The following is a 15701-nucleotide window of genomic DNA, read 5'->3' as shown; positions in this document are numbered from 1 at the left end:
TTATTTCAAATCCCAAATACTTTTTTAACTTATCATAAATGACTTAGTTCTATTTTATTTGAAATTTAATGGTGACTTGAATGATTATGGATAAATTGATTGTGATTTAATTTAAATTATCATAGATAGATTAATTCTATTTCTATTTAAATCAACACTTAAAACCCTAACATCTACAATATCCCCGACACTTACAATATCTAGTGGATGTTTTACAAATTGATCTTCAACAAGCTCTGAGATATGGACCAATCCGTCTTGATGAACTCCAATATCTACAAATGCACCAAAATCGACTACATTTCTCACTGTACCTTTAAGAATCATTCCTTCTTTTAAATCTTTCATTTCCAGCACATCGTTTCTAAGTATTGGTTCGGGCATTTCATCACGGGGATCACGGCCTGGTTTTTTAAGCTCCTTTACAATATCCTTTAAGGTTATCTCTCCAATACCTAATTCAGAGGAAAGTTCTTTATAGTCAAGATTATCTAGTTTTAAATCGTTACGACCGATATCATCTAAAGTGTAACCTAATTGTTTCAATAGCTTTTCGGTAGCCTTATATGATTCTGGATGAACGGTGGTGTTATCTAACGGGTTTTTAGAATTCGGTACTTTTGTAAATCCTGCACATTGTTCAAATGTTTTAGGACCTAATTTCTTTACCTTTTTAAGTTCTTTTCTACTTGTGAATTCCCCGTTTTCTTCTCTGTATTTAACAATGTTTCCTGCAACTGTATTTGAAATACCTGATACATAGGATAAAAGTGCAGGTGATGCAGTATTGAGGTTTACACCTACGTCATTTACTACCTTTTCTACAACCTCACTTAATGATTCATTTAATTTTTTCTGATTCATATCATGTTGGTATTGTCCTACACCAATGGATTTGGGATCTATTTTTACAAGTTCCGCAAGTGGATCTTGCAATCTTCTTGCAATGGATATTGCACTACGTGCACCTACATCATAATCCGGAAATTCCTTGTCTGCAAGTTTACTTGCAGAATAAACACTAGCACCTGCTTCGGATACAATAACATATTGGCAGTTAAGATTGTATTCTTTAATCATATCTGCAATGATCTGCTCAGATTCCCTTGAAGCGGTACCGTTTCCAAGGGCTATTAAATCAACATTATATTTTTCAATGAGTTTTGATATTGTTTCTTTACTTTCCTTAACCTTATTTTGAGGTTCCGTTGGATATATTACACAGTGGTCTAATACCTTTCCAGTTGGATCCACAATGGCTATTTTACAACCTGTTCTAAATGCGGGATCCCATCCTAAAACTGTTTTATTTTCGATTGGGCTTGTAAGAAGTAATTGTTCAAGGTTTTTTGAGAAAACTTTAATAGATTTATCCTCAGCCTCTTCCTTTAAGATAGAACGTATATCCCTTTCAATTGCAGGTTTGATAAGTCTTTTATATGAATCGTCAATGGAATCCTCTATGATCTCATCAGTGTATTTATTTGGTTTTATTGTATGGTTTGCAATATATTGTTTAATCTCATCGTCATCGGTATCGATTTTGATTTTTAAAATACCTTCCTTCTCACCACGATTAATTGCAAGGATTCTGTGAGGTGTAATGTCATATATGGATTCATCATAATCATAATACATCTCATACTCGGATTCAACATTATCATCTTTGGCCTTTATTGAAATGTCTCCATTCTTATAAGTATCATCACGTATTCTTTTTCTAAATTTAGCATTTTCTGCAATGTCCTCTGCAATAATATCCATCGCACCCTTAATTGCATCTTTAATGGTCTTAACCTTGTCATTTAGAAAATCCTTTGCAATGTTTTCAACCGGTTCATTAATATCCTGATCAAGTATGATTTCAGATAATGGTCCGAGACCTTTGTCTCGTGCTTTGCTTGCTCGTGTTGCCCGTTTTTTCTTATAGGGTAGGTATAAATCCTCAAGTTCAACAAGGGTTAATGCTTTGTCAATTGAATCTTTTAAAGTAGAGGTTAATTTTCCTTGCTCTTTGATGCTTTCCATAATTGTTTCCTTTCTACTTTCAAGATTTCTTAAATAGTTTAACCGTTCATTGAATTTTCTTAAAACAGTATCATCAAGGGAACCTGTTGCTTCTTTACGATATCTTGCAATAAATGGTATTGTGTTTCCATCATCAATTAGTTTTATAACAGCCTCACTTTGCTGAGGTCTAATATTTAGTTCTTTAGATAGTTGTTTGGAAATTATCATTATTTTATTCCTTTAATTAAATGTTTAAAAAAAGTATACTTTAAAATATTTTAAAAATATTAATAGATATTGCATAAAAATATTTGATTTTATCTTTTTTAAACTTTTATTTTTTTAAAAAATTTTCATCTAAACTTTATTAATATAATCTGTTTATTAAAAAAAAAGTCCTGATTTTTATTTTCATATTCCAAGTCTTTGATTGATTTCTTTTATTGCTTTTGAATATTATTTTTTAAATCATTTCTTTAAACTTTTGTTTTTAATAAATAATTTTTTATTATATAAATAATAGATTTATTTTCATGGTTCAAATAGCATATTTAAATCCTTTATCTGATACTGGTAAAGAGATTGTTAGAAGAAAGTCAGATTTGCAGTCTGTCTTCTATGAGGATATTGATTTATTGGATATTGTTAGCAGTACAAATAATCAAAATCTTGACGATGATTCAAAATTACCTAAAAAAATATCAGATCTAGTTTTAAAAAGGATTAATTGGTATATTGAAAAATCTAATAATAAAAATTACGATTCTCATGATTATTCCTATTTATTTAATGACGATATAACGGATTATGATGTTATTGCATTCCATTTGAGTTCTCAGGCTATAGCATATAAATTTAATTATAATTCCCGTGAGATGAGGTTGTTTATTCAATCTGAAGGTGCCATTATTGAGGAAAGACTTTCAAGATTGCTTTTAAATGAAAGAAGAATGATTGTAAATGATGTATTATCTGAACTTATGGTTTCAGGTACGGTAGAATGGACGTTTTTAAAGGATATCTTATCAAGTCGTAAATTATCACTTACTGATTTGGTAATTGATGACGGTGAGGTTGTTCTCGATAAGGATGAGTTTGTCTCCCGTTTTGATGAATATTTAAAGGATTATTCTATTGATACTATCTATGATGTTCTTGTAGGGGATAATGTAAAGGAAGAGGTTTTAAAAAATATTGTCATGGAGGAAACCGAGGAATATATTAAAAGGATTCAGGACAATATTGAATTTGTTAACATTCACCCAAGTATTAAAACACTGGCTGATGAGATAGAAAAATTAATTGATGAGGAGATGACTAAATATAGTGAATTCTACGCTAGTGTAAATAACAATTCCGGTTTTATGGAAATTGGAAAACTAGTAAAAGAAGCCTTTCCACCATGTATTAAATCAACATTGGAGGGTGTATCCTCCGGTGGCCGTAATGATGCAATCGTATTATTTTTAACATCATTTGTATCATATGCACGATTATATCCTGCAATATTTGCCAATGAGGGTGCTAATGTTAAGGTATCAGATATAGATAAGAATCTAAATATCACCGAAAATGAGATATTGCCTTTGATATTTGAGGCTGCAGATAATTGTACACCTCCATTATTTGAGGACCAGCCACAGGAAAAAATAAACATTATATCAAAGCTTGGTTTTGGAATGCATAATGAAGTTAGTTTGGAACATGAGGGAGAAACGAAATGGTATACTCCTATGAGTTGTGAAAAGGTTAAGATTCATCTTCCACAGTTATGTAAAAAGGATAAAGGATGTAAAGGGATTTCAAATCCATTATCCTATTATACAAGGGCTAAATGGAATCTTAAAAAGGAAGGAAAAATTGATTCCGAATCTTCAACTGGAGGTGATTAAATGTTTGGTAAATCTAGTATTCGTGAAAGAAGGGAATTTTATAGGGAAGAGTGGTCCTTGAAAGACTTACCAAGTTTTATTACAGATGAGCTTCCAAGAAGGGAATTTGGTTTTGACCATTATGGTAAGGGACCAAATGACAGATATAAGGTCTTTAAAAATCCGGATATTCTAAGAAGATTTCTGCGAAGCAAGGCTCCCTTTGCGGCTTATATTTCTATTGCCTATTATATCAATCCAAGAGCTAGGGAAGATTGGCAAAAGGCAGAATATGTATTTGATGTAGATGCAAAGGATTTACCAATACGTTCATGTGATTGTAGGGAAGGTGAGGTATGTCCGGTATGTTTGGCTGAATCACTAGAAATCGTAAACAATCTTATTGATACTTTGGATTCTAATCTGGGACTTAAAAACATTCATCTGATCTACTCTGGAAGGGGTTACCATATACGAATATTGGATCCTGACATGATGACTGCAGATAGTGACCTACGTTCTGAGGTTTTAAAATATGTGGCAGGTGCTACAGTTCCTAAATCTGCCTTTCCAAATCCAAACCCCGGAGAGGCTGCAAGTACTTTAAACATTCCTCACTTTGCATTACCAATCGGATACAACAAAATCTTTACAGATCGGGTGAAATATAACATTCAACATCTTAGAGGTAATGAGGAAATTGATGGAATTAATAAAAAATTAATGAAGGATATAATTAAATTCAGATATTTATTGGATGATGATAATTGGGGCATGTTTAGATTAAATATAGGTCCAAGACGTTATAATAATCTTGTAAAAGCCATGGCTAATGTTAATCTATCCACTATAGATGCGAAGGTATCAATTGATATTAAACGTATTTTAAGACTTCCAAGCTCTCTACATTCAAAGGTTAGTATGAAGTGTGTGGAGGTTAAAGATAGAGAAACCTTTGATCCTTTAAAATATGCAGTTCCCAAATTCGTATATGAACGTAAAGATGAGTCTCATCCAGATAAATAACTTAATATTTAAAAATAATGTTTTTTTTAAAGGAAATTTATTTAGATAATTTTCTGAATCTAAAAATATTATTATTTTAGTTTTTAGATAAATCTCGTTTAGGTAGTATTTTTTATTTAGATTAGTACTTTTTATTTTTATTTTTATTTATTCTTTTTTTTAAATTAAGTCTTAAAGTAAATAATCCTGATTAAAAAAAATTAATGTTTTATTTTAATTTTTGAATTAAGAAAATAATTTTATTTATCTTCTTGTATGTTGGCTTGGATGTAGAAAATCATCTAGATAATCTAAAAAACCATTTGAATCTTCTTTGTTTAATGTTTTTAAATAGTTTTCAAGTAAATATATCTTAAATGTTTTAATTGCAGTTTCTTTAAGATTCTTACCTATTTTAATATGTGAAATATTCTCCCTTTTGAATATGTATTCTATATAGTCGGTTGCGTTCTTAAATTCTCTTTCCTTATTAACTACTAAAAATTCATTTAAACAATAACAATCTGGTCCATTAGCTTTTTTAAAGTTTTCACAAGCTTGTCTTACCCATATTTTAGGTCCATAATGGATTTTAATATTGTTGAGTTTATATACTTCCATGTTAAATATTAAAACTCCTTTGTCTTTCTCATTGGTCCAGTAACCACTTTTAAATACCTTAAAGTCCTCCTCTTCAAGTTTTTCACTTAAAGACTCCTCAGTTTTTCTAAGTTGGGGATATAATGTATCTGCAGGAACTTCCGGAATTTCAAATTCGACAATATATGTTTTTCCACCAATATCGTTAAAGTCTTTTAAAATGGATTCTCTACTAATGTTTTCCTTTTTAAGGGGATAGAAGAAATCTAACTTGTTTTCACTTATTCTAAAATTACGGCAGGCATTAATGAACTCTTCCATTTTATCGGATCTTAAAGCCGCACCTACATTACGATTTTTATCTGTTGGATCTATAGCTATTAAAGGATCATTAAATAGGTCTGATGTTCCATATTCTTCTAAATCAATTACGGTTCCATATCTCCAGTTTGAAACCTCATCTATTAGGTTTTCAAAGTTACCATATTTAAGAATCAAGATTTCACATAAGTATCCTGCAAATCCACCTACTTTAAATTCAGATCCGTAAACTCCTACACAGTCCATAAATCTTTTAAGAAGTAATATCTCATCAATCTGTTCCTCCTTAATATGGGATTTAATGTATCTGGTATGTAATATGGTTCTATCAACTGCAGATTTCATGTCTTTGGCATCATCGATTTTATAACAGGGAACAAAGTCTATTTCATATCCTTCAATTATGCAGGTTAAGTATGGATGTGATGCATAGTGTTCATCGCACTCTCCATTGTATTCCTCATTAATTTTATAAGCTATTTCAAGACCTTTTTCTTTTAAAACATTCATATCTGTGCTCAATGGAAAGGAAATAAAGATATCAATATCTGATTTACCTTTTAGAAAGGTTTTTTTAGCAACTGATCCAACCTGAACTGCCTCGGCATTAAGATTTTCCTCTCTGCAAATTTTATTAATGCTTTTTATTAATTTAGATGAAATCTTTTCTATCTGATTTATCTCATCTGTATCTGGTTTTATAATATCTAAAATTCCTCTATAATCCATTCAAACCACAAATAAATTTTTTAAAAATAGTTTATATCTAACTTTAATTTTTATCTTTTATAATATAAATATCTAAATAATTATTTTTAAAGTTATTATTTCCTAATTTTCATAAATATCTCATTTTTAGATTGAGACGGTTTTTTAATAATTAGATTAGATTACAAGTGGATGATTTGAGGTTTTATTAAAATTAATGATTGTTTTAATAAATTTGAATTATAATTATATTCCGAAGTTAATAGTTTAAAATTTAGTTGATAATATTAAATTATTCTTTTGGAATTTTCTATTAAAATTAGTTTGTGGTAAATTCAATTTAGAATATAAATTATTGTTTAAGTGTTTTAAAAATAGAGTAACTATTATATTAATTTCTAAAATGAGCATTGATCTAATTAAAATATTCATTATCTGATTTATATTTGTTTAAAAGATTATTTTAAATTTGAACCACCCTAATATATTAAAATAACCTTTCTATTTTAAAATATTTCGGTACCACCGTCAACTATATATGGATGATATAGTAGTAGTTTTAAATCCTCGGAGAATTTATTTCTATCGTATTCCTCTTTATTATTGAGATACCCATCGGTTACTTTTAGTATGCCTCCGGAAAAGAAATCGCTAATTATTTTTATAGGAATTGTAAATTTAACTCCCTCTGATTCTATTTCTTCAAGATTGTCATAGATTTCTTCTGAGATTATCTCATATAATATAAAACTGGAAATGCTTTTATTTTTTAGGTTCAATATCTTTGAGTAGAATTGTTCATGTTTTTCAACATGGTCCAGATAGGTATCAATCAAAATATCATAATAGTCATATAGGTTATCTTGATTTTTTAGTTCTACATCTTTGTATAGTTCATCTACGGTTTCTTTAAGGCATTCCTTAAGAAGTTCCAATTTATCATTAAAATGATAATAGAAGGTACTTCTGTGAATGCCGGCCTTTTCACATATATCAATAACTTTAATCTCTTCTAATGTTTTTTCTTCTAGAAGTAAGAAAAGACTTTCCTTAAGTTGGTGATATGTGTTTTCCTTTCTCGCATCAATTTTTTTCTTCCTTTTCATGTTAACTTTCTGCCATAAAAATTATTCCTTAAAAAAAATAGCTTTAAACATTTTTTAATATTGTATAAAATTCCTATTTGATACTTTTAATAATATTATAATATAAATGTATCTTTTTAATGTAACTTTTTTTTAGAAAAAGATGTAATTAATATTTTCTAGATTGACTATCTAAGAGACTAATGAGCAGAATCATTGTATAGGATATTGGTATATTTCTTAATTGCTTGTTTGTATATTATTTTTAATTAAAATATAAAATTTTTGAAATAATTTTAATTTTGTATATATTTTAACTGAAAATGACTAATTTTTCATTAATTTTTTAATAAATTACTGAAGGAAATCATATAGAAAACTTAAAATATAAGTTATTCATATAATATAGAGTAGATGAGTAAAAAGATGTAAAAAAATTTTTTTACTCAAAAAAAATATGGGAGGTATAAATCTTTGGTGATTAGTGTAATTGGTGGAACTGGACCTCAAGGTTTAGGTATTGCAAAAAGATTAGCTATTGCTGGTGAATCTGTTATTGTAGGATCCCGTAAAGAAGAAAAAGCCGTAAACATTGTAAAAGAAACAATTGAAGAATTAAAAGATTATGATGTTGACATTAAAGGAATGGCTAATGAAGATGCAGCAAACAATGGTGATATCTTGATAATTACTGTTCCTTTGCAAGCTCAAAGTGCTACACTTAAAACAATTAAACCGTATGTAAAAGGAAAAATTATTCTTGATGCTACCGTGCCTCTTGAAACTGCGATTGGTGGAAAAGTTTCAAGGTTGTTAAAACTTCCCGAAGGATCTGCAGCTGAAAGAACTGCTTCACTTTTAGATGGTGAAGATGTAAAAGTTGTTGCAGCTTTTAATAATATTAGTAATAGTTTACTTTTAAATATTACTGAACCTATTGATTGTGATTGTATAATTGCAGGTGATGATCAGGAAGCAAAAGATATTGCTTCAGAATTAATTGGTAAAATACCTGGAATAAGGGTTATTGATGCAGGTGCATTAGAAAAATCACAATTAATTGAGGCAGTTACTCCATTACTTATTGGATTGAATATAAAATATAAATCTAAATATGGTGGATTTAGAATAACTGGGATTCCAAATTTAGATGATTAAATTTGAATGCTATATATTTGTTTTAAATTTATAAAATCAAGAAACTAGACTTTGTTCTAGATATGTTTGATGAGCTAAAAACACAAAGAAGGTAATTAAAATCTACTAGTGAGTTTATAATCAAGGAAATACTTTTTAGTATTGGATAGTTGAATTATAAATTTAAAAGAAGGTAATTAAAATCTACTAGGAAAATTTATATTAAGTACTTGACGTTGATTAAAAAATTTAAAGGAGAGTAATTAAAAAATACTAGAATGTTTTTATTCGGATTGTATTTTTGTCTGTTGATTTAAAATTTTACAGGGGAGTAATTAAAAAATACTAGAATGTTTTTATTCGGATTGTATTTTTGTCTGTTGATTTAAAATTTTACAGGGGAGTAATTAAAAAATACTAGATTGCTTTTATTTAAATTGTATTTTTGACTGACGAATTTAAATATTGAATTTGATTGATGAACTAGAATTTGTTAAGATTCTAGAAGGAAATTGACTGTTGAGCTAAAATTACTGTAAACAAGAAAGGGACCTTGTAGTTTTAGTTGAAACTGACAGATGACTTGAATATTTTAATATTCAGAAGTGAAAAATGTAGTTGACGATTAAAAATAGTTATTGAAACATAATATTGTTTCTTTAATTTATTTTTAGTTTGATAAAGTTGTAGAACTAAGATTAGTTTGATCTTGGTAGTACTCTGTTGTTGAATTACTAAAGTTTATTTAAAATATAACTGTAATCTTATTTTAATGAATTTTTAGTAATATTATGATTGTTAAATATTAATAGCTTATTAGATTCTTATCTAATGGGCTATTTTTTTTAATTGTCTTTCTATTTTTAATATATTATTTATTAAGTTGTTTTATACATCTTTTAACTGTTTTAAAGATTTTTTTAATGTTGTTTATTTTAACCTATTTTTAATAAGATTGAGCTATTTTTTTTAATTTCTTATTCATTTTTAGAAAAAAATATATTCTATATGATTTATATTTTATAATGATTTTTATGGATTATGATGTTATTTTTAAAAGGAAAAGTATAAGGGATTATACTGATGAGGAAATTGACGACGATTCAATTAAAACCATTTTAAAAGCAGCTATGCAGGCTCCTTCAGCATGTAATACTCAGGGATGGGAATTTCTAGTTGTTAAAAATAGGGAAAATATTGAGAAACTGTCAAAAATGAGTAAATATTCCGGATGTGCAAAAAGAGCCAACACTTTAATATTAGTCATGGTAAATTTGGAAAAGGTTCCGAAAACCAGGCCATGGTTTGCACAGGATCTATCTGCATCTACAGAAAATATTTTACTTGAGGCAACAAATTTGGGAATTGGTAGTGTATGGCTGGGATTATATCCTGATTCAAAAAGGGTTCAATATGTAAAAGAGACTATGGACCTTCCATTAAATATTGTTCCATTTTCACTTGTAGCCTTAGGTTATCCGAAACATGAATATGCTATTGAAGATAGATATGATGAATCTAAGGTTCATTATGAAAAATATTAAAATTAGTCATTGTTAAAATTCAGTTAATAGGATATGGTTAAATAGTTTTTAAAAAAAAGAAATTAAAGTGGAATTTACCACTTTTTAAAATATTTAAATAACTTTTATCTTACTACTGCCTGTGGTTTTATAGTATTTGCCATCTCCGGAAAAGATTACTGAGTATTTGTAAGTTTTCTTTTGATTTAAAGTAACTTTAATTTTAGCCACTCCTTTTTTATCAGTTGTTGCTGTATAGGTTTTTCCATTAATGGTAAATTTCAATTTCTTACCTTTAATGACTTTACCTTTTTTATCTTTTAGTGTTACTGTTATATATTTGGATTTTGTTTTTAATTTGTATGTATTGGTATTTGTTGATATCTTTGTACTCTTTTTAGTTATGGTAATTTTAGATCTAGCAAAGCTTGCATCATATTTGCTATCACTTAAAAATCCGATTGAAATGGTATATGTTCCAATCTTTTCAAGATTTATTTGAAGTTTTGCAACTCCTTTACTGTCAGTTGTCTTAATGTATTTCTTGTTGTTGATGAGGAATTGGACCTTCTTGTTCTTTAAAATTTTTCCATTTTTATCTTTTAGTATTACCTTAAAGTATCCTCCTCTTTCACCATTTCTGTAGTAGACGAATTCCTGTTTCATATCTGTAGATATTATTCTAGTTGAAATCTTACTTGATGGTTTTTTAATTATTAATTTACTAGTATTAGTACTATTGAAATATCTGTTGTCCCCGGTATATCTCATTGTAATGTAGTATTCACCAATATTGAGATTTGTTTTTAGTCTAGCTATTCCATAACTATCGGTTGTTAGGTTGTATTTCTTGTTTCCATATACAGAATCGAGGTTTACTGTGATTCTCTTGTTTTTAAGTAGGTTATTGTTAATGTCTTTTAAGGTAATTTCATAGAGTTCTCCACTATTGTATTTGATTGTAATGTTTTCTCCGATAATTCTTGTTGGGGTTTTAAGTATTGTAATTGAATTTTTACCAGTTTCATGTATTCCATAGTATATGTTATCATATTTGTATGTGATATTGTAGTTTCCTGGTTCTAACTCTATTTTTAGTCTTACAATACCGTCTATGTCGGTTGTTAAATTATATGTTTTATAACTGGATTTACCTATAATACTTACAACTATGTTCTTACCATTTAATGTTTTAGCATTAGGGTCAATAAGACTAATGTTAAAGTATTTATTTTCACCATAATACTGTTTAAAGTCAGTTCCATTTAATTTAATGTTGCTTGTTTTGTTACTTTCTAAATCTTTTGTTAATGATATACCATTAACTGTTGGATAATACCAATTATTTCCTAAATAACTTATCATACCTTGATAGTCACCAGGATTTAATTTGGTCTTAATGTATCCTATTCCCTCTTCGTCAGTTGTGGTGTTTATTGTATAATTCTGGTTTTCCATGTAAATAGTAATACTTACAGTTTGATTAGTTATTGCTCTCATGTATAGATCAATAAGTTTTATCTGGATTAAACCATCTGTTTTAGTAAGGTTAATATTTAGATCAGAGTTAATTCTACTTATTACTTTCTCTACAGTTATCTTAGCGTTTACCTTTGTAGGACTATAACTTTGGCTACCTTTATATGAGGCAGTAATATTATAAACTCCTGGTAAAAGGTTAATAGCTATTTCTGCATTAGCTTCATCATTTGTAATAAGTTTAAAGCTTTGACTTATATTTCCTTGTTTGATAGTTAATTCTACACTTTCTCCTTTAATTGGATTATTTTCATTATCTAAAAGTTTAAAGGAGTAAATGTCTCCATAACCATATAATATTTTGTCTGTTGCTATTATTTTTGTATTAGTTGCATAAATTGTAACATTAAGAGTTATGCCTGATGCAGTATACCAGCTATCTCCTTTAAATGAACTTGTAATTTCATATTTTCCAGGTTCAATTGATAATTGGATATCTGCCCTTCCACTTGGATCTGTATTGGTACTAAAGGCATAATGGTTCTTACCATCATTTACATCAAAGTAAATCTTTTTATTCATTAATGGATTATTAAATGAATCCTTTAATATAACATAAAAGTCATTGTTTTTTCCATAATAAATTTGATTATATCCAATAAGATTTGTGGAGGATATTAATATACGTAATGATGCTGTAGCATTACTGGATTTAAAGTAATTGTCACCGTCATATCTTACTATTACTTGATAAAGATCTGGTTTGAAATTTAATTCCAGATTTGCTGAACCTGTATCATTACAATCAAGTCTGTATGTTCCTTGATTTTCTCCTGTAGAATTAATGAAGCTTACAAATAATGTTTGATTAGCTATTTTATAACCGTTAATGTTGATTAAGCTTATATTGATTATTTGTTTATCTCCATAAACTACATTATCATCAATTAATATCTTTGTACTTCTATTGCTTATTCTTAAGTCTAATATCTGATTATCTACATTAACATAAACTATGGCATCATTATCTTTAAGATTGGAATATACTGTAGTATATCCGGTTCCATTTATAATTGGGACAATCTTCTGATCTAAACTACCATGGGTACAATTAAAGTATGCTATTCTTGAATCCGGAATAGAACTTTCACTGTCAAAGACCTCTCCTTCAGGATTTGTTAATTTATTTAAAGACACTTTAACTGTGTAATTATCTCCGGTATAATTTTCAATATTTAATGTCATTACTATCCAATTATCTAGGATTAAATCTCCAAGGAATCTATATGCCTTATCTGAGGTTGGACCTTGATTTGATCCCCACCAGTTAGATGAAGCATTCATCATTCCATCTTTATTGAATAAATCATTACCTAAATATTTTGCTGTATTGTTTATAAATATGGAATATTTGATGTTGGTTGTTTTGGTATTGTAAATAGCTCCACCATAGGATGCGCTATTATTTATGAATGTTGAATTCTCAACATCAAGTGTGCCTCCATTAAATATTGTACCTAAATTATTGTAGTTTAATCCAGTGTAATTGTTAGTATTGTTAATAAATGTGGAATTATAAATTTTAAAGTTGTAATAATCGTTAATGATTATGTTATCTCCATAATTGGAGATAAAACTTGAATTAACAATATTACAATTTCCACCTTTTATACAGGTACCAGGATTTTTTATAAATCTACAATTTTTAATCTGGATTGGATTTGCACAGTATTTATCAAAGGATATCACAGGTAATTTATTGTAATAGTTGTCACTTGTATTTCCATAAACATTATTAATCTCCGAATTTTCGATTATGATATGATTAATGATTAGGTTTCCACCACCAGCATTATTACTACCGGAGTAAATTGCTGGAACTGTACTGTCTGTAAATAGTGTATTATTGATTACTAGATTGTTGTTTGTTGTAATAATGGTTTTTTTCTGATAATAAGTACCGTATGGATTAAATCCTGTAAAATTACTGTTATTTATATTTAAATCGGCTGCTCCATAAATGGCACATCCGTCAATATTACTGAATAATGTATTATTGATGTTTAAATTTCCATATCTAAAGTAATCCTCACTAACATAAACAACATATTCACTTAAGATATTTTTAAATGTACAATTGTTTATGTTAATAGTTCCTGCACTGGAAATTATGGGAGTATTTGAAAAACTTTTATCTTTTGAATAGAAGTTTATGCCTTCTAAACTTAGTCTAGCCCATCTTGGAACTTTAAAAATATAATTACTCTCATAGGTTTCAATATATACAGGTCCGTTATAAGCTTTAAAGTTTATGTTTTTATTAATATTCATTAAGCTGTTATAATATCCATCATATATTCCTTTGTCAATATAAATGGTATTTCCATTTAAAGCTTTTGATACAGCTTTAGTCAAGGTTTCATATGGATTTTCTTTTGAACCATCACCTGTACCGTCATGACCTGTTGTAGAAACATAAATGCTATAATTAGTATATCCTTTTCCAATTAATAGACTTAATCTTTCCTTATTAATAATAGCATAAATAACAGTCTCTTCTGTATTATCACTATATTTTGTTTTGAAGATATTATTTCTTATAATTCCGGAGTTTGGACTGAATTTACCATTTTCACATTCAAATCTAACATTAATATCTGTAACTTTGATGTTTTTAGGAATGTCCCAAACATTTTTTCCATCAGTTAAATGAAGAGTTACCATTAAAGTGTTGTTTTCACCTTTGTTTAAAGGAGTTTCTGATGTAAAATTTGCAATTATCCAGGTTTTAGGTTTAAAACTATTTAAAATATCCTTTTCAGGTATTTCATTAATTTGCCACCAGTTGTTTGAGATATCTACAAATTTCTCATTTTCAGGTTTATCACTATATACCTTGTATAATAAAGAATAGGAAATTGTTAGATTATTTAGTCCATTTAAGCTTATAATGGATTCAAATAAAGAAGAACTAATAGTAATATTTGAATTATAGAAGTAAATTCTATATAATGACTCACTACCATAAATCTTTGAATTTTCTACTATCCCATTGGAGTTAAGAATTTCAAAGTAGGAATAACTATCTCTTATAAGGATTGTATTATTCATTCTAAGATTTGAAGGTTTACCACCTTCAGTTGTATTTGATATTAATCCATATTGGATATTACAATAATTTAAATCAATATTTCCAAAATTATAGATTGTATTTCTGTAGATATTGGAGTTATTTGCATATAAATTACCATAATTAACAATATCCTCGTAATTTTCCCCCTTATTTAAATCAAGAGTTGAATCTTTAATTGTTAATGTACCATAATTGCTTATTCCAGATACAAACCCTGTATTATTTGTTAAAGTACATTTAATAATGGTTAAATTACCCCTATTATAAAAGGAACTTTCAGTATTTGCATCACCATGTCCATCTATAATATTAACAGATTCTAATAATAAATTAGAATTCTCTTTAACATTGAATATGAACTTGCCAGATCCGTTTATCACTACGTTTCCATTAATTGATTTAATTGTTAAATCTTTATCTATGGTTAAGCCGTTGATATTGTAACTTCCATCAAAAAGGTAAATCGTTGAATTGTTACCTACATGATTAATTGCATAATCTAGGCTTTGATAAGGATTATTGTTTGAACCGTCACCTGAAGTATCACTACCATTTAATGAAACATAAGCTATATTATTTTCATCTAAACGTGTATGGTTTGTTGATTCATTACTTAGGATCGATGTGTTATTGGTTTCTAAAGTAGTTGAATTATGGGGTTCCATGTAATTAGAACTATTGTCATTATTGTTAACAGCACTAATTCCTGATATAGATAAAGTTATTATAAATATTATACATAGAAGAATAGAGTATCTTGCTTTTAACGTAATAATTCACATCCCCTTTTAATATTTGATTAATAAATCTTTTAATTTTAATAAAAATT

At 28.1% G+C, this 15701-nt stretch carries 8 protein-coding genes; 4 read left to right on the top strand and 4 right to left on the bottom strand.

The genetic code is table 11. The features are described from left to right. Positions 1 to 111: 111 nt before the first annotated feature. Positions 112 to 2235 carry a Tex family protein gene (locus ON24_RS03770; protein ID WP_338093127.1) on the bottom strand — a complete coding sequence of 708 codons (2124 nt, stop codon included), beginning with the start codon at positions 2233 to 2235 and terminating at the stop codon, positions 112 to 114. A gap of 308 nt (positions 2236 to 2543) precedes the next feature. Here ON24_RS03770 and priL point away from each other — a divergent pair, with 308 nt between their 5' ends. Continuing rightward, positions 2544 to 3902 carry a DNA primase large subunit PriL gene (priL, locus tag ON24_RS03765; protein WP_040682011.1) on the top strand — a complete coding sequence of 453 codons (1359 nt, stop codon included), beginning with the start codon at positions 2544 to 2546 and terminating at the stop codon, positions 3900 to 3902. After that, positions 3903 to 4907, top strand: a complete 1005-nt coding sequence (gene priS, locus ON24_RS03760; RefSeq protein ID WP_016358242.1) for a DNA primase catalytic subunit PriS — start codon at positions 3903 to 3905, stop codon at positions 4905 to 4907. It abuts the gene before it with no gap. Positions 4908 to 5150: 243 nt separating this feature from the next. Here the strand turns inward: priS and cca are convergent, their stop codons facing one another. Together cca and ON24_RS03750 are read right to left on the bottom strand one after the other, a co-directional pair. Then, on the bottom strand, positions 5151 to 6536 hold the full coding sequence (cca, locus tag ON24_RS03755; protein WP_040682010.1) for a CCA tRNA nucleotidyltransferase: 1386 nt from the start codon (positions 6534 to 6536) through the stop codon (positions 5151 to 5153). A 485-nt stretch (positions 6537 to 7021) separates the two neighbouring features. Continuing rightward, on the bottom strand, positions 7022 to 7621 hold the full coding sequence (locus ON24_RS03750) for a TetR/AcrR family transcriptional regulator (RefSeq protein WP_040682009.1): 600 nt from the start codon (positions 7619 to 7621) through the stop codon (positions 7022 to 7024). Between the two features lie 453 nt (positions 7622 to 8074). Here ON24_RS03750 and npdG point away from each other — a divergent pair, with 453 nt between their 5' ends. Together npdG and ON24_RS03740 are read left to right on the top strand one after the other, a co-directional pair. Continuing rightward, the gene (npdG, locus tag ON24_RS03745) at positions 8075 to 8758 is read left to right on the top strand and encodes an NADPH-dependent F420 reductase (RefSeq protein ID WP_040682008.1); all 684 of its coding nucleotides are present in this window, start codon (positions 8075 to 8077) and stop codon (positions 8756 to 8758) included. Between the two features lie 1013 nt (positions 8759 to 9771). Beyond that, positions 9772 to 10281, top strand: coding sequence for a nitroreductase family protein (locus ON24_RS03740; protein WP_016358246.1), 510 nt, complete (start codon positions 9772 to 9774; stop codon positions 10279 to 10281). A 93-nt stretch (positions 10282 to 10374) separates the two neighbouring features. Here the strand turns inward: ON24_RS03740 and ON24_RS03735 are convergent, their stop codons facing one another. Beyond that, positions 10375 to 15537 (bottom strand): MSCRAMM family protein, encoded by a 5163-nt coding sequence (locus tag ON24_RS03735; protein WP_040682007.1) that lies wholly within the window; start codon positions 15535 to 15537, stop codon positions 10375 to 10377. Between the last annotated feature and the right edge of the window lie 164 nt (positions 15538 to 15701).

Origin of the sequence: Methanobrevibacter boviskoreani JH1, from assembly GCF_000320505.1 — an archaeon.
Lineage (GTDB): Archaea > Methanobacteriota > Methanobacteria > Methanobacteriales > Methanobacteriaceae > Methanarmilla > Methanarmilla boviskoreani.
The sequence above is the reverse complement of the archived record's forward strand: the minus strand, read 5'-3'. Positions and strand labels throughout refer to the sequence as shown.

Bases quoted from the DNA above. Each gene is read 5' to 3' on its own strand.
- priS (WP_016358242.1), top strand. From the start codon at position 3,903: ATGTTTGGTAAATCTAGTATTCGTGAAAGAAGGGAATTTTATAGGGAA.
- ON24_RS03735 (WP_040682007.1), bottom strand. From the start codon at position 15,537: ATGGAACCCCATAATTCAACTACTTTAGAAACCAATAACACATCGATC.
- priL (WP_040682011.1), top strand. From the start codon at position 2,544: ATGGTTCAAATAGCATATTTAAATCCTTTATCTGATACTGGTAAAGAG.
- cca (WP_040682010.1), bottom strand. From the start codon at position 6,536: ATGGATTATAGAGGAATTTTAGATATTATAAAACCAGATACAGATGAG.
- ON24_RS03750 (WP_040682009.1), bottom strand. From the start codon at position 7,621: ATGAAAAGGAAGAAAAAAATTGATGCGAGAAAGGAAAACACATATCAC.
- ON24_RS03740 (WP_016358246.1), top strand. From the start codon at position 9,772: ATGGATTATGATGTTATTTTTAAAAGGAAAAGTATAAGGGATTATACT.